Source organism: Streptomyces sp. NPDC001407, assembly GCF_042895325.1.
Taxonomy (GTDB): Bacteria; Actinomycetota; Actinomycetes; order Streptomycetales; family Streptomycetaceae; genus Streptomyces.
Window position 1 is genome coordinate 19,694 of the sequence record NZ_JBIAWF010000023.1, and the last position, 20,977, is coordinate 40,670.

Genomic DNA, 20,977 nt, shown 5'->3' on the forward strand with positions numbered 1-20,977 from the left:
GTCACGCAGCATTCGTCCACAGCCTGTGGACGATGTCGGCGGACCCGGCGAAGAAGATCCCGGCTCCCCATATCGAATACGCCCAGCTGTCACCGACGCTGATCGTCCTCGGCGCCGCCGTCCTCGGCGTCCTCGTGGAGGCGTTCCTGCCGCGCCGCCTGCGCTATCCGGCGCAGACCCTGCTGAGCGCCGTCGGCCTCGTCGCCGCGTTCGCCGCCGTCGTCGCCCTGGCCGCCCGGGGCTACGGCACCGGCAAGGCGCACGTCGCCGCCATGGGCGCCGTCGCCGTCGACGGCCCGGCGCTGTTCCTCCAGGGGACCATTCTCCTGGTCTCGCTGATCGCGGTGTTCACCTTCGCCGAGCGGCGGCTGGACCCGAAGGCGCACGGCAACCGTGTCGACTCCTTCGTCGCCGAGGCCGCCGCCGTGCCGGGCGGCGAGGCCGAACAGGCCGCCGTCAAGGCGGGTTTCACCACCACCGAGATCTTCCCGGTCGTGCTCTTCGCGGTCGCGGGCATGCTCGTCTTCCCCGCCGCGAACGACCTGCTGACCCTCTTCATCGCGCTGGAGGTCTTCTCCCTCCCGCTGTACGTGCTGTGCGCGCTCGCCCGCCGCCACCGGCTGCTTTCCCAGGAGGCGGCGGTCAAATACTTCCTGCTCGGCGCCTTCTCCTCGGCCTTCCTGCTGTTCGGGGTGGCGCTGCTCTACGGCTACGCGGGCACCGTCACGTACGCCGGGATCGCGGACGTCGTGAGCGGCACGGTCAGGACGGTCGACCCTGCCCTCGCCTCGACCACGGGCAACGACGCGCTGCTGCTGATCGGCGGGGCGCTGGTCCTGATGGGGCTGCTGTTCAAGGTGGGCGCGGTCCCCTTCCACATGTGGACCCCCGACGTCTATCAGGGCGCCCCCACCCCGGTGACGGGCTTCATGGCCGCCGCCACCAAGGTCGCCGCGTTCGGCGCGCTGCTGCGCCTGCTCTACGTGGTCCTGCCGGGGCTGCGCTGGGACTGGCGGCCGGTGATGTGGGGCGTCGCGATCATCACGATGCTGGTGGGCGCGATCGTCGCCGTCACGCAGACGGATGTGAAGCGGCTCCTCGCCTACTCCTCCATCGCGCACGCCGGGTTCATCCTCGCCGGTGTCATCGCCGTCAGCCCGGACGGGGTCTCCTCCGTCCTCTTCTATCTGGCGGCGTACTCCTTCGTGACCCTGGGTGCCTTCGCGGTGGTGACGCTGGTGCGCGACGCGGGCGGCGAGGCGACGCACCTGTCCAAGTGGGCGGGGCTCGGCCGCCGTTCGCCGCTGGTCGCGGCGGTCTTCGCGGTCTTCCTGCTGGCCTTCGCGGGCATCCCGCTGACCAGCGGCTTCACCGGGAAGTTCGCGGTCTTCAAGGCCGCGGCGCAGGGCGGCGCGGTGCCGCTGGTCATCGTCGGTGTGCTGTCCTCGGCGATCGCCGCGTTCTTCTACATCCGGGTGATCGTGCTGATGTTCTTCAGCGAGCCGAAGGCCGACGGCCCGACCGTGGCAGTGCCGAGTGCCCTCACCTCCACGGCGATCGCGGTCGGGGTGGCGGTCACGGTCGTCCTCGGTGTCGCCCCGCAGTATTTCCTCGATCTGGCGGGCCAGGCAGGGGTGTTCGTGCGGTAGCGGTGGCAGAGCGACAGGCGCGCTGCCCGGCACCCCGTGAAGGGTGCCGGGCAGCGGTGCGTCAGTGGCCGAGCTTGCCCAGGTCTGGGAGGCCGGCGGGCGCCCCGCCCTTCTCGGTCTTGAGGAAGGTGTCCTTCTTGCCCGAGCTCCAGCTGACCACGAGCGCCTTGCCGTCCGCGCTGACGATCTTGCCCTGGGTGCGCAGGGTGTCCCCGTCGGCGCACTTGAGGGTGAGCGTGGGGGGCTTGGCGTTGTGGTCGACCGTGCCGTTGCAGACGTGGCCCGCGCCCGCGAGCGCCGCCATGGTGGAGGAGACGACCAGGCCCCAGCCCGTCCCGTCGATCTTGGCCGCGTAGGTGCCGTCGACGGGGCCGGTCACGCCGGTCCCCTTCGCCGGGTCCTGGGCGGCCGGGTCCGCGGGCTTGGCCGGCGCGGAAGCCGGCGGCGTGGCGGAGATGTTCTTGTCCTTGTCGTCGCTCTGGCTGCTGCAACCGGTCATCAGCACAGCGGCGATGACCGCCGCCCCCGTGATCTGTACTGCCTTGCGCACGTGCGCTCGCTCCTCCGTAGTGGATCTGGACACGACAAATTAGCAGTCCTGATCCACCGCTCCGGAGCAGCGTCAGCCGGCGTCCGCGGACCGGTCGCGCTGCACATTGCGCCACACCGCGAGCGCCGGCCACTCCCTGCGCACCAGTTGCCGCATCGCCCTGCGCGCCGCCCGCCCGTCGGGGCCGGGCCAGACGCGGCGGCCCGCGCCGGTGGCGGAGAGGAGGGCGGCGAGGACGCGGCCGCGCGGCTCGGCGAAGCCCGTACGGACGGCCGCGGCCAGGTGCTCACGGGCCTCGGTGTGCCGCTCGGCGGGCCCGGCGGGGAAGCGCGTGGAGGGGAAGAGGCCGAGCACCTTCACCTGCTCGGGGCGCAGCGCGCCCCGCTCCACCAGCCGCCGCAGCCAGGGCTCCTCCAGGCGGCGCGAGGTGCGGCGCACCCAGGTGACCGCCCGCGGACCCCGGCCCGCGCGGCCCTTGCCGGGCGGCGGCAGCGTGGCGAGCGCCATGGCCAGCAGGGGGTCCTCGGGGGGCACGGGATTGGTCACCGCGGGGTGGTCGTACTCCGCCACGATCCGCCCGGCCAGCTCCAGTTCGGCGAGCACCGCCCCGGCCACGCCGTACTGGAGGAAGCGGTGCCGGCACAGCCTGCGTCCGGTGGCCGGATCGAAGGAGAGCAGCAGCAGTTCCTCGGGCAGGGTGAGGCCCGGGGCGGTGTACCCGGTCATGACGTGGGTGTGCGCGCGGGCGCGATCCTGCCGGTGACCTCGCCGAGGCCGACGCGGGTGCCGTCCGGCCCCGGGGCCCAGGCGGTGAGGGTGACCTCGTCGCCGTCCTCCAGCCAGGGGCCCTTGCCCTCGGTGAGCTCCAGCAGGCAGCCGCGCTGGTCGGGGTCGGGCCCGCTGACCGTGCCGGAGGCGAAGAGGTCGCCGGTGCGCAACGAGGCGCCGTTGACGGTCATATGGGCGAGCTGCTGGGCCGCCGTCCAGTACATGGAGGCGAACGGCGGCCGGGAGACCGTCTCGCCGTTGATGGTCACCTCGATGCGCAGGTCGATGCCGCCCGGCTCCGCCGCGGAGTCGTCGAGGTAGGGCAGCAGCGGGTGGGTGCGCTCCGGCGGGGCGGTGCGCGCCTCGTCGAAGGCGTCGAGCGGGGTGATCCAGGCGGAGACGGACGTCGCGAAGGACTTGCCGAGGAACGGGCCGAGGGGGACGTACTCCCACGCCTGGATGTCGCGCGCCGACCAGTCGTTGACCAGGCAGACGCCGAAGACGTGCTCCCGGAACCCGTCGAGGGTGACCGGGGTGTTCGGCGGTGCGGGCGTGCCGACGACGAAGCCGACCTCGGCCTCGATGTCGAGGCGGGTCGACGGCCCGAACACCGGCCCGTCCGACGTCCGCCGCTGCCCCTGGGGGCGGATCACCTCGGTGCCGGAGACCACGACCGTGCCGGCGCGGCCGTGGTAACCGATCGGCAGGTGCTTCCAGTTGGGCGTGAGCGGGTCGCCGTCGGGGCGGAAGATGCGTCCGACGTTGGTGGCGTGGTGCTCGCTGGCGTAGAAGTCGACGTAGTCGGCGACCTCGAAGGGCAGGTGCAGCGTCACCTCGTCCAGCGGGTGGAAGTGCTCGCCGTCCAGCCAGCCGCGCACCTCGGCGCGGACGGCCTGCCAGGCGGAGCGGCCCGCGGCCAGCAGCGGGTTGAGCGTCGGTCGGTCCAGCAGCCCGGCGTACGCCGAGCCGTGCGCGGCGGCGGCCGCGGCGGCGTCGAGCACGTACCCGCCGTAGCGGACGCCGATCCGGCGGTGGTCCGGGGCGTCGGGCGTCGTGAAGACGCCGTACGGGAGGGTGGCCGCGCCGAAGGGGTCGCCTTCGGGAAGCTCGCGGGGGCTGTGCTGGGGCATGGGACGCTGCCTCGCTCTCTCCTGGACGCCTGGTGACCGTCCGTGCCCACATTACGTGCTGGCGGCCGCCAGGCAAGGGGTGACCGAAAGGGGTGGTGAGGGGCGTGCGCGCCGCGCGCCCGGGCAGGGGTGGGCGCCGCTCGGACCGCCGTCCGCACCGGCTCGGAACGGCCTCCGGCGAGCGCGCCCGAACCGCTGTCCGACCGCTCACTAAAGGGCGAGCAATGTCCGGTAATTCCTTGCTGGAAGCGGTAATTCCGAAGTAGCGTCCTTAATCAGGTCACGCACAGTGGGGGGCCGCTGCGGCTGAGTGGCCAAGGGGGATGCTGGTGGCGAGCAGGCACACGCCCATCGCGGCGGACCGGTCCGTACCGGGGCTCATCATGAAGATCGGCGACTACCCCCTGCACCACGGCGGGGTCGGCGCCATCCGCAGCCTCGGCAGGCTCGGGATCCCGATGTACGCCATCACCGAGGACCGCTGGACCCCCGCCGCCGTCTCCCGTTATCTGCGCGGTGGTTTCGTCTGGCCGACCACGGGCCGCGAGCGTCCCGAGGAGCTCGTCGAGGGGCTGCTCGACATCGGCCGGTCCATCGGCCGTCCCGCGGTGCTGCTGCCCACCGACGAGGAGGCGGCCGTCCTCGTCGCCGAGCACGCCGGGCAGCTGTCGGAGAGCTTCCTCTTCCCGCCGGTGGAGCGGGAGTTGCCCCGCCGCCTCGCGAGCAAGCAGGGTCTGCACGAGCTCTGCGTGGAGCACGGGGTGCCCTCCCCGGAGGCCCTCTTCCCCTCCTCGTACGAGGAGATCGAGGAGTACGCGGCGCGCGCCCGCTTCCCGCTGGTGGCGAAGAACCGCGAGGCGTTCGAGCGGCGCCGCAGGCCCGCCGTGCACGGCACCACCCGGATCGGCGGCCCGCGCGAGCTGCTGGCCCTGGCGCGCGGCTGGGGCCCCTCGCCCGGGGTGATCCTCCAGGAGTACCTGCCCCGCGAGCAGGCGGAGGACTGGATCGTGCACGCGTATTTCGACGCGGAGAGCACCCCGCTCGCGATGTTCACCGGCGTCAAGGTGCGCTCCTGGCCGCCGCACGCGGGCATGACGGCCAACGCGTACGTCGTCGACAACCCCGAACTGGCCGATATGGCCGCACAGTTCATCAAGCAGATCGGCTTCAGCGGGATCATCGACCTGGACTGGCGCTTCGACCGGCGTGACGGCCGCTACAAGCTCCTGGACTTCAACCCGCGGATGGGCGCGCAGTTCCGCCTCTTCGAGAGCGAGGCGGGCGTCGACGTCGTCCGTGCCCAGCACCTCGACCTGACCGGGCGGAGGGTCCCCGAGGGGGAGCAGCTCGCGGGCCGCAGGTTCGTCGTCGAGAACATCGACCTGCCGGCCCTCGCCGCCTACCGCCGCAGTGGCTACACCACCCCGCACGCGCCCGCGCGCGCGAGCGGCACGGAGCTGGCCTGGGCCGCCAGGGACGACATGAAGCCGTTCTTCACCATGCTCGCCCGGTTCGTCAAGCCGGGCGTCCGGCACCTCTGGCAGCTGTGGCGCTCCAGGCGTGCCGCTGCTCTCGCCGAGTAAGTCGAGCAAGCGTCGAGCAAGCAACGCCCTGGGAGGGGACTCGTGGCACTTCCTGTCGTAGTCATCGGAGCCGGTCCGTACGGCCTGTCGACCGCCGCCCACCTGAGGGCGCACGGGATAGCGACCCGCGTCTTCGGCTCGCCGATGGTGAGCTGGCGCGAGCACATGCCCGCCGGAATGCTGCTGAAATCCACCCCGGTGGCGTCCAACATCGACGCCCCTCAGCCGGGTCACACGCTGCTCGACTTCTGCCGTGACGTGGGGGAGCGGCGCTACGAATCGGACTGGGACGCCATCCCGGTCGAGACCTTCGCCCGCTACGGCCTGTGGTTCCAGGAGCGCCTGGTGCCCGACCTGGAGCAGGTGCGGGTGGTGTCCGTGGACCGCCGGTCCAGCGGCTTCGAGCTGAAGCTGGACTCCGGCGAGCAGTTCGCGGCCCGCGCCGTGGTCGTCGCGACCGGGCTCAGCGGGTTCGCGCGGCTGCCGGCCGAGCTGGCCGCGGCCGTGCCGGACGGCCCGTCGGCGAGCGGCCCGATCTCGCACAGTTCGCAGCACGACGACCTCTCGAAGTTCGCCGGGCGCGACGTCGTGGTCGTCGGCGCGGGGCAGTCGGCGCTGGAGAGCGCCGTGCTGCTGGCGGACGGGGGGGCCGCGTCGGTGCGGGTGCTCGCGCGGCGGCGGGGCGCGGTGCGCTTCGGGGCGGCGCCGGACGGCCAGTCGCCGCTGAAGCCGGACACCCCGTTCGGCCGGGCCTGGTCGCTGTACGCGTTCTCGTATTACGCGGACGGATTCCGCAGGCTCCCGGCGCCGACCCGGAAGTACCTCGTCCAGCGGGTGCTCGGGCCGCTCGGCGCCTGGTGGCTGCGGGACCGCTTCATCGGCCGCGTGCGGGTGACGGAGGGCAAGAAGATCGTGCGGGCCAGGGTGGAGGACGGCCGTCCGGTCCTCGCGCTCGCCGGGCCCGACGGGTCCACCGAGGGTGAGCTCGCCGCGGACCACGTCATCGCCGCGACCGGCTACCACGTCGACCTGGCCGCCCTCGACTTCCTCGGCCACGGCCTGCGGACCAGGCTCGCGGTCGGCGCGGGCGGGCCACGGCTGGGCCCCGGCTACCACTCGTCGGTCCCCGGCCTGTTCTTCACGGGCCTCCCGGCGGCGGCGAGCTACGGACCGGTGATGCGGTTCGTCTGCGGCACGGAGTACGCGTCGCCGCGGCTGGCGAAGGCGGTGGGTGCCCTTTCGTGAGGTGGGGCCGCACGGGCGGAGGGGTCCGGTTCCGGGGTTGGCCGGAACCGGACCCCTCCGCCGCCGGACGACGAGCGGCGAAGTCGTGTCAGGGCCTGTGTCAAGGGGTCCTTGAGGCCCGTTCCGGGGGGATGAGCGCGCACATAACGGGGCACACGTCCGGTCGACCGGGAAGGCGCCCACGGTGATCGACAGCCGACCGGATACGCTGACTTTCGGTGGAGACAGCGACACATCGACAATCCCCGTGTTCGCAGGCAGACAGGAGTACCCCTCGTGACCGTCGTCGGGCCTTTTGGGCTGAACGTGCGGGACCAGGCTCTTGAAGCCGATGTCCAGGCCGGTTTGGCCGCCGTCGAGGAGGGCCTCCTCGAGGCCACCAAGAGCGACGTGCCCTTCATCACCGAGGCGGCCCAGCATCTCGTCCGGGCAGGGGGCAAGCGGTTCCGCCCGCTGCTGGTGATGCTCGCCGCGCAGTTCGGCGACCCGCACGCCCCCGGCATCGTGCCCTCGGCCGTCGTCGTCGAGCTCACCCACCTGGCCACGCTCTACCACGACGACGTCATGGACGAGGCGGAGGTGCGGCGCGGTGTCGACAGCGCCAACGCCCGTTGGGGCAACTCCGTGGCCGTCCTCACCGGGGACTTCCTCTTCTCCCGCGCCTCGTACATCCTCGCCGACCTGGGCCCGGAGGCCGTCCGCATCCAGGCCGAGGCGTTCGAGCGGCTGGTCACCGGCCAGATCCTGGAGACGGCCGGACCGCGCGACGGCCGCGACCCCATCGAGCACTACCTCGACGTCCTCGCCGGCAAGACCGGCTCGCTGATCGCCGTCTCCGGGCGGTACGGCGCGATGATGTCCGGCGCCGACGAGCACACCGTCGACATCCTCACCCACTACGGCGAGCGGCTCGGCATCGCCTTCCAGCTCGCCGACGACGTCCTCGACATCGCCAGCGACTCCCACGAGTCCGGCAAGACGCCCGGCACGGACCTGCGCGAGGGCATCCCCACGCTGCCGGTGCTGCACCTGCGCGCCCAGGCGGCGGCGAGCGGCTCGGCGGAGGACCTCCAGCTGTGCGAGCTCCTCGACGGCGACCTCACCGACGACGCGCTGCACGCCGAGGTACTGCGCCGCTTGCGCGCCCACCCGGCGCTGGAGCAGGCGCGACGCGACACGATCCGCTATGCGCAGGAGGCTCGGGCGATCCTGGCTCCTCTGCCGTCCGGCTTCGCCAAGGCGGCTTTGGAAGACCTCTGCGACGCGGTGGTGCACCGGGCGGGGTGACGGGGGTTGCTTGCCCGCCGTCGTTGCCTGTCGGCGGGCTTTTTCTTCCCCGGCCCCGCCTCTTCCCGCTGCATCTGATGTGCGGCTCCGCCGCGTGAGGGGCGCTGCCCCGGACCTCTGGGGGCGTGTGGGTGGGCGCCTGCGGCGGGCTTTGTTCCCCTACCCCGCCCCTTCCCGGCTGCATCTAATTTGCGGCTCCGCCGCGTGGGGGGCTCTGCCCCAGACCCCGATGTGCGGGTCCGTTGCCTCCCCCAGCTACCTCCCCCAGACTCCGTCCGGGGGTGCCCCCAACGGGCTGAAAAACAAAAGCATGGCGCGCCCCACAACCCGATGTTGCCCACCCCCGGCACCCACCACAACCCAGCCCGGCCGGCGTTTGAGGCCGCCCGCCGCAGGCGCAACGCAGCCCGTCCGGTCACCAACGCCACGTCATACCCAAGAGGTACAGCCACCTGCTCCCGTCGGCTGATGCCGGAGCGCAGCGCATTTGGTGGAATTGACACTGCTCCACCAACCAGCGGCAGGGCCACAATGAGAGCGGCCCGGGGGCGCCGACGACGGAGGTAATGGCTGATGGCACGGAATGAACTCACCGAGAGCCCGGAAGGCCACCGCACACCGGGGCGCCGCAAAGCGGTCCGCTATGCCGTTCCGGTCGCGGTGGCGGGGCTCGCGGCGGGGGCGATCGGGCTCGTCCCGGCGCTGGCCAAGAGCGGTGACCCCGATCTGCCGAAGATCAGTGCGGAGGATCTGATAGCCAAGGTCGCCAAGTCGGACGTGCAGCAGATGTCCGGCTCGGTGAAGGTGACCACCGACCTGGGCCTGCCGTCGCTGCCCGGCGGCGCCTCGTTCGGTTCCCTGGGCGGGGGCCACGGCGGGAAGGCGGGCGGCGCGGACGTCTCGCCGCAGGCCAAGCTCACGGAGCTCGCCTCGGGTTCGCACACGCTGCGGGTCGCCGTCGACGGCCCCGACAAGCAGCGTGTGTCGATCGTCGAGTCCGCCGCGGAGTACAGCGTCATCCGCAACGGCGACCAGGTCTGGGCGTACGACAGCGGCAGCAACACCGTCCACCACTCCACCGCCCCGCGCGACAAGGGCGACGCCGAGCGGCACGCGGGCCCGGAGGGGCTGAAGGGCGCCTCGCCGCAGGAGCTGGCCAAGAAGGCCCTCGCCGCCGTGGACGACTCGACGGCGGTCTCGGTCGACGGCACGGCCAAGGTGGCCGGGCGGGACGCCTATCAGCTGGTCGTCAAGCCGAAGGCGCAGGAGTCGACGGTCGGCGCGGTCCGGATCGCGGTGGACGCCAAGACCGGTGTGCCGCTGAAGTTCACGCTCTCCCCGAAGAGCGGCGGCAAGGCGGCGATCGACGCGGCCTTCACCAAGGTGGACTTCGCCAAGCCGGGCGCGAGCACCTTCGACTTCACCCCGCCCAAGGGCGCCAAGGTCACCGAGGACAAGGCCGACGCCCCGAAGCAGCGGGACCACAAGGGCGCCCCGGCCGAGCTGTCGGGCCTCGACGTGGTGGGCAAGAGCTGGACGTCCATCGCCCAGTTCAAGATGCCGGCGGACGCGGCCAAGGGCGCCAAGGACGCCAAGGGCGGCAGCCTCGGGAAGAACGCCGGCGGCGCCGGTGCCCTCCTGGACACCCTCGGCACCAAGGTCTCCGGCCCCTTCGGCTCGGGCCACGTCTTCAGCACCCGCATCGTCAACGTCCTGATGACGGACGACGGCCACGTCTACGCGGGCGCGGTGACGAAGGAAGCGCTCGTCAAGGCCGCGAAGTAGACACGGCCCGCGGCCGGTCCCGGGAGACCGGCCGCGGGTGTTCCGCACCGGTGTGACGAGGGGAGAACGGGTGCCAGGATCCACCGAGCGCGCGTCCGCGGACGCCGCCGTCCACACCCGCTCCCTGACGAAGCGCTACCGCGGCGGCCAGCTCGCCGTGGACAGGCTCGACCTCACCGTGCCGCGCGGGAGCGTCTTCGGCTTCCTCGGGCCCAACGGCTCGGGCAAGACGACCACCATCCGCATGCTCATGGGGCTCATCGAGCCGACCTCCGGCACGGCCGAGGTGCTGGGCGAGCCGATGCCGCGCGCCGCCCGCCGGGTGCTGCCCCGGGTGGGCGCGCTGATCGAGGGCCCCGCGCTCTACGGCTTCCTGACCGGGCGCGACAACCTCGTACGCTTCGACGCCGCCGACCCGGCCGCCGATCCCCGTACCCGTGCCGCCCGGGTGGACGCGGCGCTCGACCGGGTGGGCCTCGTGGCCGCGGCCGGCAAGAAGGCACGCGCGTACTCCCTGGGCATGAAGCAGCGCCTCGGGCTGGCCGCGGCGCTGCTCCAGCCGCGCGAACTGCTCGTCCTGGACGAGCCGACCAACGGCCTGGACCCGCAGGGCATGCGGGAGATCCGCACGCTCGTCAGGGAGCTCGCGGCCGAGGGCACCACCGTCTTCCTCTCCTCGCACCTCCTGGACGAGATCGAGCAGGTCTGCACCCACGCCGCCGTCATGGCCCAGGGCCGGCTGCTCACCCAGGGCACCGTCGCGGACCTCGCCTCCTCGACGCGCGGCCGGCTGACCGTCACCACCCCCGACACCGCGGACGCCGTGCGCGTCCTCAAGGAGCACGGCGTGACCGATCTCGTCGTCGTGGACGACCGTGTCACCGGCGAACTCCCCACCGGGGAGCCGCCCGAGGGCGCCCCGCCGCCCGACCTCGCGGACCTCAACGCCGCGCTCGTCCACGCCCGGGTGCGGGTGAGGGCCTTCGGCACCGAACGGGCCTCGCTGGAGGACGCGTTCGTGGCGCTCACCGGGGAGGGCTTCGATGTCGCGGGCTGAGGCCATGGCGGCGGCCGGGCCCCGGGCGGCGAGCCCGCTGTGGCAGCTGTCGCTCTTCCGCAGCGAGGTCGGCACGGTCTTCCGGCGCTGGCGGACGATCGCCCTGCTGGGCGTGCTCGCGGCCGTGCCGGTGCTCGTCGGCATCGCGGTGAAGATCGAGACCAGGGGCGGCGGCACGGTCGGTCACGAGGGCGGCGGGGGCGGCCCGGCGTTCATCAACCAGGTCACCAACAACGGCCTCTTCCTGGTCTTCACCTCGCTCGCCGCGACCCTGCCGTTCTTCCTGCCGATGGCGATAGGAGTGATCGCGGGCGACTCCATAGCCGGGGAGGCGAACTCCGGCACCCTGCGCTATCTCCTCGTCGCCCCCGCCGGACGGACCAGGCTGCTGTGCGCCAAGTACGCGTCGACCCTGGTCTTCTGCCTCGCGGCCACCCTCGTCGTGACCGTCTCGGCGCTGGCCGTGGGGGCGCTGCTGTTCCCCCTGGGCGAGGTCACGCTGATCAGTGGGACGACCGTGTCCTTCGGTGAGGGCCTGCTGCGCGCGCTGGCCGTCGCGGGGGTCGTCGCGCTGTCGCTGATCGGCGTCGCGGCGGTCGGGCTGTTCGTCTCCACGCTCACCAACAGCGGGATCGCGGCCATGGCCACGACGGTGGGCCTGCTCATCACGGTCCAGATCCTCGACCAGTTCCCGCAGCTGCATGCGGTGCAGCCGTATCTTTTCCCGCACTACTGGCTGAGCTTCGCGGATCTGCTGCGGGAGCCGGTGTACTGGGATCAGTTGCTGGACAATCTGCGGCTTCAGGCGGTGTACGCGGCGGTGTTCGGCTCGGCGGCTTGGGCGAGGTTCACGGTGCGGGACGTAACGGCGTGAAGGTCGCCTGGCGGCGGCTGTTTCTTTTTTTCCCCAGCCCCGCCCCTTCCCGCAGCATCTGTTGCGCGGCTCCGCCGCGGCCGGGGCTCCGCCCCGGACCCGTGCCCGGGTGCGGCTGGAGTGCTCCCCCAGCTACCGCTGGGAGGTGCCCCCAGCGGCGCTTTGTTCCCCTACCCCGCCCCTTCCCGAAACCGGGGAGACCCCAGACCCCCTGACCGCGCTCCGCGCGGTGTCCTCAAACTCCCCCAGCTACCTCCCCCGGACGGAGTCTGGGGGAGGTAGCTGGGGGAGGCAACGGACCCGCAGGTCGGGGTCTGGGGCAGCGCCCCAGTTCGGGAAGGGGCGGGGTGGGGAACAAAGCCCGCCGCAGGCGCAGCGGGCCGCTCCCGACCTACGACCCGCTCAAAGACCACACCGCCCCAGCAATCGCATCCGTATTCGTCCCGAGCGCCCCGTCATCAAGATTCGCAGACGTGTCGCAAGACCGGTGGTAGCACGCGTCGAACGCCTTGCCCGCCGTGCCGCCCCACTTCCGTGCCTGGTCGTCGGTCTTGATGTAGTCCGCCCCGCTGAAGAGGCCGCCGACGGGTATGCCGGCGTTCTGGAACGGCGCGTGGTCGGAGCGGCCGTCGCCCTCGTGGTCGACCTCGGTGGCGATGTTCTTCGCGGCGAACCAGTTCTCGAAGAGGCTCTGGAGGCCCGAGTCGTAGCCGTAGACGTAGTAGCCGGGGTTCGGCGAGCCGATCATGTCGAAGTTCAGATACGCGTCGATCTTCGACCGGTCGTCGGAGGACAGCTTGTCGACGTAGTTCTGCGAGCCGACCATGCCGAGTTCCTCGGCGCCCCACCAGCCGAACCGCAGGTGCTTGTCGGGCTTGTAGCCCTCGCGGGCGACGGCGAGGGCGATCTCGAGGACACCGGCCGAGCCGGAGCCGTTGTCGTTGATGCCGGGACCCGCGTTGACGGAGTCCAGGTGCGAGCCGGCGAAGACGACGTGGTTGGTGTCGCCGCCGGGCCAGTCGGCGATGAGGTTGTAGCCGGTGGCGCCGTTGGCGCTGAACTGCTGCACGGTGGTGGTGAATCCGGCGGCGTCCAGCTTGCCCTTCACATAGTCGAGGGACGCCTTGTAGCCGCTGCGGCCGTGCGCGCGGTTGCCGTGGTTGGCGTTGGCTATCGACTGGAGCTGGTTGAGGTGGGCCTTGACGTTGGCGACGGGGATGGTGGGCGCGCCGGCCTTCGTCTTGACGGTGGCTTTGGCGACGGCCGCGGTGGTGGGGGCCGCGGTGGCCGTACTGGAGGCCGTGCCGAAGAGGGTGGCGGTGAGGGCCGCGCCGGTGGCCAGGAGGGCTACGGCGCGGCGTCTGCGGGTCGGTCCGTGGAGTTCAAGCATGGGGGGCTCCCGACTCATTTGACGTGGCCATGATATTCGGGGGCCCTGTGGGGTGAGTCAAGAGTGGATTTCGGACACCGAACACCGCTTTCCGGATATCGGGCGCCGCTCTACCGCCCCTGAGCTGTGGCTTCAGGTGCTTCTGTGGTCTGTGTGGCGTCTGTGATTTCTGTGTGAACGTTGGCCCTTGCCTTCCGCCGCGCGGCCCGCAGCTCCACCCGCGCGCTACGGGCCGTACGCAGCGCGTCCCCGGTGAGCAGCGCCAGCGCCAGCCAGATCAGGGCGAAACCGGCCCACCGCTCCGCGGGCATCGACTCGTGGAAGACCAGCAGCCCCAGGGCGAACTGGAAGACGGGCGCGAGGTACTGCACCATCCCCATCACCGACAGCGGCAGCCGCACGGCGGCGATGCCGAAGCAGATGAGCGGCAGGGCGGTGATCGCGCCGGTGCCCATCAGCAGCAGGGCGTGTCCGGTGCCCTCGCTCGCGTACGTGCTGCCGCCGCTCCCGCCCAGGAACAGCAGGAAGCCGAGGGCGGGCAGGAACTGCACCGCCGTCTCGGCCGCCATCGACTCCAGGCCGCCCAGCCCGACCTTCTTCTTGACCAGGCCGTAGGTGCTGAAGGAGATGGCCAGCGTCAGCGCGATCCACGGCGGCTTCCCGTACGCCACGGCCATCACCACGACCGCGGCCGCGCCGACCCCGACCGCCACCCACTGCAACACCCGCAGCCGCTCGCGCAGCACGAGGACGCCGAAGGCGATGCTGACCAGGGGGTTGATGAAGTAGCCCATCGACGTCTCGACGACGTGCCCGGAGTTGACGCCCCAGATGTAGACGCCCCAGTTCACGGATATCAGCCCCGCGCCGAGCGCGATCATCCCCAGCCGCTTCGGCTGCCGGAGCAGCGGCCGTATCCAGTCCCAGCGCTTCGTGACGGTGAGCACGACGAGCACGGTGGCGAGCGACCACACCATGCGGTGGGCGAGGATCTCCCCGGCCCCGGCCGGCTCCAACAGGGGCCAGTAGAGGGGAAAGAGCCCCCATATCGAATAGGCGGCGATGCTGCACAGCAGGCCGGTGCGGGTCTCGTTCTCGGTGGTCTTCACGGGCGGCTCCTGGGTGCGGCGGCGACGCTTGTGAAGGTAGCGGGGTGGGTGGGGTGGTGTCATGCGTGTATCGAATGACGGTCATGACGCGTGCCGGCGGCGCGTGGCCGGACCTCCGGCTGCGGGTTCGTTTGCCGCCCGCAGGGCGCGGTCAGGGGGTCTGGGGGCTTGCCCCCAGTTCGGGAAGGGGCGGGGCTGGGGAGAAAAAACCGCCCCCACCTACCGCCGCGCCCGCACCGCCCCGCTCACGTCGAACGGAAGTACCGTCACCGCCACATTCGCCAACTGCTCCAGCGCCCGCGCCATCTCGTTCCCCCGGTCATGATGCAGCAGGGACCCGAGCGGCCCGGCGTACGTGCGGATGGGGATCAGGAGCGTCAGGGCCGTCTCCCCGTCCGCCGTCGTGCGGGCGGCGAGGGCGGCGACCGCGTGGCGGAGGCGGCGGTCGGGGCAGTCGACCAGTTCCAGGGGGATCGTCGTGCCGGGGGTCGCGTCCCACTTCTCGGTGAGGCGCCGCGCCCGCTCCGCGTCGATGACGAAGTGCAGGGCCCGGACGTCGTCGGGCCGGAGCTCGTGCGCGTACCGCAGGGCCTGCACCGTGGCCAGGTCGAGGTCCTCGACGAGGACGAAGACCAGGTGCCGCCGCCAGTGCGGCTGGTCCGTGCCCACGGCGGGGACGTTGCCGAGCGCCTCGGCCTCCTCGCGGTACTGCCGGTTGATGCGGATCAGCGCCCACACGCCCAGCGGGAAGACCACCACGACCAGCCACGCGCCCTCCGTGAACTTGGTGATCGCGAAGATGATCACGACCAGCGCCGAGACCACCGCCGCCACAAGATTCACCCCCACCTTCCAGTGCCGGTGGCTCTCCCCGGGCCGGCGCCAGTAGTGGGCGGTCATCCCGGCCGCCGCCATCGTGAAGCCGGTGAAGACGCCGATGGCGTAGAGCGCGACGAGCTTGTCCACGCTGCCGCCCGTCACGATCAGCAGCGCGAGCGAGACGACGGTCAGCGAGATGATCCCGTTGGAGAAGGCCAGCCGGTGGCCGCGGCGGGTCAGTTGGCGCGGCAGGAAGCGGTCCTCGGCGACGAAGCTGGCGAGGAAGGGGAAGCCGGTGAAGGGCGTGTTGGCGCCGGTGTAGAGGATGAGCGCGGTCGCGAGCTGGACGTAGACGAGCCCCGCCGTGCCGAGCCAGCCGTCGCCGAAGACGAGGTGCGCCTCCTGCGCGATGACGGTCGGATTGCCGTTCCGGTAGGGGACGGCGTGCGTGAAGTGGGCGAGCGTGGAGACGCCGAGCACCATGACGCCGAGGACGCAGCTCATGACGGTGAGGGTGCGCCGGGCGTTGCGGCCCTGCGGCTTGCGGAAGGCCGAGACGCTGTTGGAGATCGCCTCCAGGCCGGTCAGCGAGGAGCCGCCGTTGGCGAACGCGCGCAGCACCATGAACAGCGAGGCGCCGTAGAGCCAGCCGTGCCCGGACGTGCCGAGCGGCACCACCCCGGAGGCGTGCAGGTCGGCGTGCGGGAGCCCTTCGGTGAGGGCGCGTACGAGGCCGATGACCAGCATCAGCGCGACGGCGGCCATGAAGAGGTACGCGGGCGCCGCGAACGCCCGCCCCGCTTCCCGGAGCCCGCGCAGATTCCCGTACATCAGCAGCACCACCACGCCCACGGTGAGCGGGAGTTTGAGGTGGTCGAGGCCGGTGTAGCCGTCGCCGGTGAGGTGCGCGAGGGAGATCAGCGCGTCGGTGCCCGCGGCCGTCTGCACGGCGACGGTGACGATGTAGTCGACGAGGAGCGCGACGGCGGCGATCTGGGCGACGCGCGGCCCGAAGTTCTCGCGGGCGACGACGTACGAGCCGCCGGCGCGGGTGTAGACCGACACCACGTCGCGGTAGGCGAGCGTGAGGAGCAGCAGGACGAGCAGGATCGCGCCGGTCACCGGCATCAGCAGGGTGAACGCGGCGGCTCCCACGACGGGTACGAGGATGCGCAGTATCTCCTCGCTGCCGTACGCGGTGGAGGAGATGCAGTCGGAGGCGAGCACGCCCAGGGCGAGCGGGTTGGACAGCGTCTCATGGGCGAGCTGCTGGGTGACCAGCGGGCGGCCGAGCAGCCGGCATTTGACGCGGTAGGCGAGCCGGTCGGGGACCTCGGGTACGACTTCGGGGCGGTCGGCCATGACCGTATCTTCCGGCCCCGCCCCGGGCTCCGTACGGCCAAACGCCGGACAGGCCGAAAAGTCGGCCCGTCCGGCGTTCGGGGTGACGCGTCAGCCGACGACGGTCCAGGTGTCGTTGCCGGCCAGGAGGGAGGCGAGGTCGCCCTTGCCCTTCTGGACGATGGCGGCTTCGAGCTGGTCGGACATCTGGGTGTCGTAGACGGCCCGGTCGGTGCTGCGGAAGACACCGATGGGGGTGTGGTGCAGGGTGTCCGGGTCGGCGAGCCGGCTCAGTGCGAACGCCGTGGTGGGGGAGGCGCTGTGGGCGTCGTGGACGAGGATGTCGGCCTCGTTGTCCGCGGTGACGTCGACGACCTTGAGGTCACCGGTGGTGTGGTCGCGGACGACACCCTTCGCGCCGTCGGTGCCGAAGCGGATGGGCTGCCCGTGCTCCAGGCGGATCACCGCCTCCTGGGCCTGCTGCTTGTCCTTGAGGGCTTCGAAGGCGCCGTCGTTGAAGATGTTGCAGTTCTGGTAGATCTCCACCAGCGCGGTGCCGGGGTGCTCGGCCGCCTGCTTGAGGACCTCGGTGAGGTGCTTGCGGTCGGAGTCGACGGTGCGGGCGACGAAGGACGCCTCGGCCCCGATGGCCAGGGAGACCGGGTTGAAGGGCGCGTCGAGCGAGCCCATCGGCGTCGACTTGGTGATCTTGCCGACCTCCGACGTCGGGCTGTACTGGCCCTTGGTGAGGCCGTAGATCCGGTTGTTGAAGAGGAGGATCTTGAGGTTGACGTTGCGGCGGAGGGCGTGGATGAGGTGGTTGCCGCCGATGGAGAGGGCGTCGCCGTCGCCGGTGACGACCCACACGCTGAGGTCGGGGCGGGAGGAGGCGAGGCCGGTGGCGATGGCGGGGGCGCGGCCGTGGATGGAGTGCATCCCGTAGGTGTTCATGTAGTACGGGAAGCGGGAGGAGCAGCCGATGCCGGAGACGAAGACGATGTTCTCCTTCGCCAGGCCGAGGGAGGGCATGAAGCCCTGGACGGCGGCGAGGATGGCGTAGTCACCGCAGCCGGGGCACCAGCGGACTTCCTGGTCGGACTTGAAGTCCTTCATGCTCTGGGCGGCCTCGGCCTTGGGGACCAGTTTGAGCGCCTCAGTCATCGATGGCCTCCTTGAGCGCGGTGGCGAGCTGCTCGGCCTTGAACGGCATGCCGTTGACCTGGTTGTAGGAGTGGGCGTCGACCAGGTATTTCGCGCGGATGAGGGTGGCGAGCTGGCCGAGGTTCATCTCCGGGACGATCACCTTGGTGTAGGAGGCCAGGACGTCGCCGAGGTTGTGGGGGAAGGGGTTGAGGTGGCGCAGGTGGGCCTGGGCGATGGGGACGCCCTCGGTGCGCAGGCGACGTACGGCGGCCGTGATCGGGCCGTACGTCGAACCCCAGCCCAGGACCAGGGTCTTGGCGCCGTCGGGGTCGTCGACGTCGATGTCGGGGACCACGATGTTGTCGATCTTGGCCTGGCGGGTGCGGACCATGAGGTCGTGGTTGGCCGGATCGTAGGAGATGTTGCCCGTGCCGTCCTGCTTCTCGATCCCGCCGATGCGGTGTTCGAGCCCGGGGGTGCCGGGCACGGCCCACGGGCGGGCCAGGGTCTGCGGGTCCCGCTTGTAGGGCCAGAAGACCTCGGTGCCGTCGGCCAGGGTGTGGTTGGGGCCGGTGGCGAACTGCACGCGCAGGTCCGGCAGTTCGTTGACGTCCGGGATCCGCCAGGGCTCGGAGCCGTTGGCGAGATAGCCGTCGGAGAGCAGGAAGACGGGCGTGCGGTACGTCAGCGCGATGCGGGCGGCGTCCAGGGCGGCGTCGAAGCAGTCGGCCGGGGTACGCGGCGCCACGATCGGCACCGGGGCCTCGCCGTTGCGCCCGTACATCGCCTGGAGCAGATCGGCCTGCTCGGTCTTGGTGGGCAGACCCGTCGACGGGCCGCCGCGCTGGATGTCCACGATCAGCAGCGGCAGTTCGAGGCTGACGGCCAGGCCGATGGTCTCGGACTTCAGCGCCACGCCGGGGCCGGAGGTGGTGGTCACGGCGAGCGCCCCGCCGAACGCGGCACCGAGTGCGGCGCCGATGCCGGCGATCTCGTCCTCGGCCTGGAAGGTGCGCACGCCGAAGTTCTTGTGCTTCGACAGCTCGTGCAGGATGTCCGAGGCCGGGGTGATCGGGTACGAGCCGAGGTAGAGCGGCAGGTCCGCCTGCTTGCCGGCGGCGATCAGGCCGTAGGACAGGGCGAGGTTGCCGGAGATGTTGCGGTAGGTGCCGGTGGGGAAGGCGGCGGTGGCGGGGGCGACCTCGTAGGAGACCGCGAAGTCCTCCGTCGTCTCACCGAAGTTCCATCCGGCCCTGAAGGCGGCCACGTTCGCTTCCGCGATGTCGGGCTTCTTCGCGAACTTCTTGCGCAGGAATGCCTCGGTGCCGGTGGTGGGGCGGTGGTACATCCACGACAGCAGGCCGAGGGCGAACATGTTCTTGGAGCGTTCGGCCTCCTTGCGCGAGAGGTCGAAGTCCTTCAGGGCCTCGATCGTCAGCGTCGTCAGGGGCACGGGGTGGACGCGGTAGGCGTCCAGCGACCCGTCCTCCAGCGGCGAGGCGGTGTAACCGACCTTCGCCATCGGGCGCTTGGTGAACTCGTCGGTGTTGACGATGATCTCCGCGCCCCGGGGGACGTCGGCGATGTTCGCCTTCAGGGCGGCGGGGTTCATCGCCACCAGCACGTCGGGTGCGTCGCCGGGGGTGAGGATGTCGTGGTCGGCGAAGTGCAGCTGGAAGCTGGAGACACCCGGCAGCGTCCCGGCGGGGGCGCGGATCTCGGCGGGGAAGTTCGGCAGCGTCGACAGGTCGTTCCCGAACGACGCCGTCTCCGACGTGAACCGGTCACCTGTGAGCTGCATGCCATCACCCGAGTCCCCCGCGAACCGGATGATCACCCGCTCCAGCTTCCGCACGGACTTGGCGCCCGACGACTCCTCGTCGAGATGGCGCGGCGGGCTGAGGTGTGAAGGCTCCCGCTCTGCCGACGGCGGGGCGGCCCCGCTCGGCTGCTCGCCTGGTTCGGCCTGCTCGGCCGGGCTGCTGACCTGGCTGGTCACTGCTTCGGACCTCCCTCGTGGCGGCGGCTCGCACACGGTGGTGACGGCCGGCGTTCCCATCGCCATCGTACGGGGGTAAGGGTCGCCTACCTGGGATGGATCACAAGATGCCCGCGCCGTAGCCTCTCCGCTTTGTCCTGGTAAGCGGATTTTGAGCCACCCCGGTGGCTCTTGCGGAGGCGGCGGCTCCGCTGGGTCTTTTGTCCTGGGGCTCCGCCCTGGCAACCGTTCTCACCAGGGCGGCTCTCCCGGAGGGGGGCGGGCCGGACGTCTTAGGACCGGAGGTAGGTCAGCACCGCCAGCACACGTCGGTGATCCCCGTCACTCGGCGACAGTCCGAGCTTCAGGAAGATGTTGCTGACGTGCTTCTCGACGGCACCGTCGCTGACCACCAACTGCCGTGCCACGGCGGAATTTGTCCTTCCCTCGGCCATCAGGCCGAGCACCTCGCGCTCGCGCGGGGTGAGCCCGGCGAGCACGTCCTGCTTGCGGCTGCGGCCGAGCAACTGCGCGACGACCTCCGGGTCCAGGGCCGTACCGCCCCGGGCGACGCGCACCACCGCGTCGACGAACTCCCGCACCTCCGCCACCCGGTCCTTGAGCAGATAGCCCACGCCCCGGCTGCTCCCCGCCAGCAGCTCCGTCGCGTACTGCTCCTCCACGTACTGCGAGAGCACCAGCACACCCAGCTCCGGGTGCTCCCGGCGCAGCCGCACGGCCGCGCGCACGCCCTCGTCGGTGTGCGTCGGCGGCATCCGCACGTCCGCGACCACGACATCCGGCAGGGCGCCCTCGTCGGCGAGCTCCCCGATGACCTTCAGCAGCGCCTCCGCGTCACCGACGCCCGCGACGACGTCATGCCCTCGATCGGTCAGCAGACGGGTCAGCCCCTCCCTGAGCAGCACCGAATCCTCGGCGATGACGACCCGCACTCTGTCCTCCACGATTTCCCTGCCCCCTGTTTCGCTGCTGCTGTTGTGCGGTCCAGCATTGCAGCAAATGGGGGCCGGGGGGTGCGTTGCCGCCTGCGGCGGGCTCTGCTCCCCAGCCCCGCCCCTTCCCGCAGCATCTGATGCGCGGCTCCGCCGCGGCCGGGGCTCCGCCCCGGGCCCGTGTCCGGGTGCGGCTTGAGTGTGCCTGCGGCGCTTTGTTCCCCAGCCCCGCCCCTTCCCGCAGCATCTGATGCGCGGCTCCGCCGCGGCCGGGGCTCCGCCCCGGGCCCGTGTCCGGGTGCGGCTTGAGTGTGCC

General features: G+C 71.5%; 16 protein-coding genes. 7 read left to right on the top strand and 9 right to left on the bottom strand.

Annotated elements, in window-relative coordinates; genetic code table 11:
- The first annotated feature begins 32 nt into the window (after positions 1-32).
- Positions 33-1,649 carry an NADH-quinone oxidoreductase subunit NuoN gene (gene nuoN, locus ACFY1P_RS26940; RefSeq protein ID WP_361526295.1) on the top strand — a complete coding sequence of 539 codons (1,617 nt, stop codon included), beginning with the start codon at positions 33-35 and terminating at the stop codon, positions 1,647-1,649.
- A 61-nt stretch (positions 1,650-1,710) separates the two neighbouring features.
- Here the strand turns inward: nuoN and ACFY1P_RS26945 are convergent, their stop codons facing one another.
- The 3 genes from ACFY1P_RS26945 to fahA all read right to left on the bottom strand — a co-directional run bounded on the left by ACFY1P_RS26945 (position 1,711) and on the right by fahA (position 4,097).
- Positions 1,711-2,199: a hypothetical protein gene (locus tag ACFY1P_RS26945; protein ID WP_361526268.1), complete on the bottom strand. Its 489-nt coding sequence runs from the start codon at positions 2,197-2,199 to the stop codon at positions 1,711-1,713.
- A gap of 72 nt (positions 2,200-2,271) precedes the next feature.
- Complete coding sequence (locus tag ACFY1P_RS26950) at positions 2,272-2,925, bottom strand: GPP34 family phosphoprotein (RefSeq protein WP_390752096.1); 654 nt, start codon at positions 2,923-2,925, stop codon at positions 2,272-2,274.
- On the bottom strand, positions 2,922-4,097 hold the full coding sequence (gene fahA / locus ACFY1P_RS26955; RefSeq protein WP_390752097.1) for a fumarylacetoacetase: 1,176 nt from the start codon (positions 4,095-4,097) through the stop codon (positions 2,922-2,924). Before fahA ends, ACFY1P_RS26950 begins: the two co-directional genes overlap by 4 nt.
- Positions 4,098-4,420: 323 nt before the next feature.
- Here fahA and ACFY1P_RS26960 point away from each other — a divergent pair, with 323 nt between their 5' ends.
- The 6 genes from ACFY1P_RS26960 (at position 4,421) to ACFY1P_RS26985 (ending at position 11,928) form a co-directional block, all read left to right on the top strand.
- A complete protein-coding gene (locus tag ACFY1P_RS26960) occupies positions 4,421-5,680 on the top strand; it encodes an ATP-grasp domain-containing protein (RefSeq protein ID WP_390752098.1) in 1,260 nt (419 codons plus the stop codon).
- 42 nt (positions 5,681-5,722) lie between these two features.
- Positions 5,723-6,925: an NAD(P)-binding domain-containing protein gene (locus tag ACFY1P_RS26965; RefSeq protein WP_361526275.1), complete on the top strand. Its 1,203-nt coding sequence runs from the start codon at positions 5,723-5,725 to the stop codon at positions 6,923-6,925.
- A 276-nt stretch (positions 6,926-7,201) separates the two neighbouring features.
- Complete coding sequence (locus tag ACFY1P_RS26970) at positions 7,202-8,212, top strand: polyprenyl synthetase family protein (RefSeq protein ID WP_361526278.1); 1,011 nt, start codon at positions 7,202-7,204, stop codon at positions 8,210-8,212.
- 573 nt (positions 8,213-8,785) lie between these two features.
- A complete protein-coding gene (locus tag ACFY1P_RS26975; protein WP_361526280.1) occupies positions 8,786-9,997 on the top strand; it encodes a DUF2092 domain-containing protein in 1,212 nt (403 codons plus the stop codon).
- A gap of 70 nt (positions 9,998-10,067) precedes the next feature.
- Complete coding sequence (locus ACFY1P_RS26980; RefSeq protein WP_361526283.1) at positions 10,068-11,054, top strand: ABC transporter ATP-binding protein; 987 nt, start codon at positions 10,068-10,070, stop codon at positions 11,052-11,054.
- Complete coding sequence (locus ACFY1P_RS26985; protein WP_390752099.1) at positions 11,041-11,928, top strand: ABC transporter permease; 888 nt, start codon at positions 11,041-11,043, stop codon at positions 11,926-11,928. Before ACFY1P_RS26980 ends, ACFY1P_RS26985 begins: the two co-directional genes overlap by 14 nt.
- A gap of 391 nt (positions 11,929-12,319) precedes the next feature.
- Here the strand turns inward: ACFY1P_RS26985 and ACFY1P_RS26990 are convergent, their stop codons facing one another.
- The 6 genes from ACFY1P_RS26990 to ACFY1P_RS27015 form a co-directional block, all read right to left on the bottom strand.
- Complete coding sequence (locus tag ACFY1P_RS26990) at positions 12,320-13,318, bottom strand: M28 family metallopeptidase (RefSeq protein ID WP_390752100.1); 999 nt, start codon at positions 13,316-13,318, stop codon at positions 12,320-12,322.
- A gap of 110 nt (positions 13,319-13,428) precedes the next feature.
- The gene (gene rarD / locus ACFY1P_RS26995) at positions 13,429-14,427 is read right to left on the bottom strand and encodes an EamA family transporter RarD (RefSeq protein ID WP_361533740.1); all 999 of its coding nucleotides are present in this window, start codon (positions 14,425-14,427) and stop codon (positions 13,429-13,431) included.
- 219 nt (positions 14,428-14,646) lie between these two features.
- The gene (locus ACFY1P_RS27000) at positions 14,647-16,608 is read right to left on the bottom strand and encodes an APC family permease (protein ID WP_390752101.1); all 1,962 of its coding nucleotides are present in this window, start codon (positions 16,606-16,608) and stop codon (positions 14,647-14,649) included.
- A 90-nt stretch (positions 16,609-16,698) separates the two neighbouring features.
- A complete protein-coding gene (locus ACFY1P_RS27005) occupies positions 16,699-17,748 on the bottom strand; it encodes a 2-oxoacid:ferredoxin oxidoreductase subunit beta (RefSeq protein ID WP_390752102.1) in 1,050 nt (349 codons plus the stop codon).
- Positions 17,741-19,729: a 2-oxoacid:acceptor oxidoreductase subunit alpha gene (locus ACFY1P_RS27010; protein ID WP_361533749.1), complete on the bottom strand. Its 1,989-nt coding sequence runs from the start codon at positions 19,727-19,729 to the stop codon at positions 17,741-17,743. Before ACFY1P_RS27010 ends, ACFY1P_RS27005 begins: the two co-directional genes overlap by 8 nt.
- Positions 19,730-20,001: 272 nt before the next feature.
- Entirely contained in the window at positions 20,002-20,661 is a 660-nt protein-coding gene (locus ACFY1P_RS27015; RefSeq protein WP_361533752.1) for a response regulator transcription factor, read from the bottom strand.
- Between the last annotated feature and the right edge of the window lie 316 nt (positions 20,662-20,977).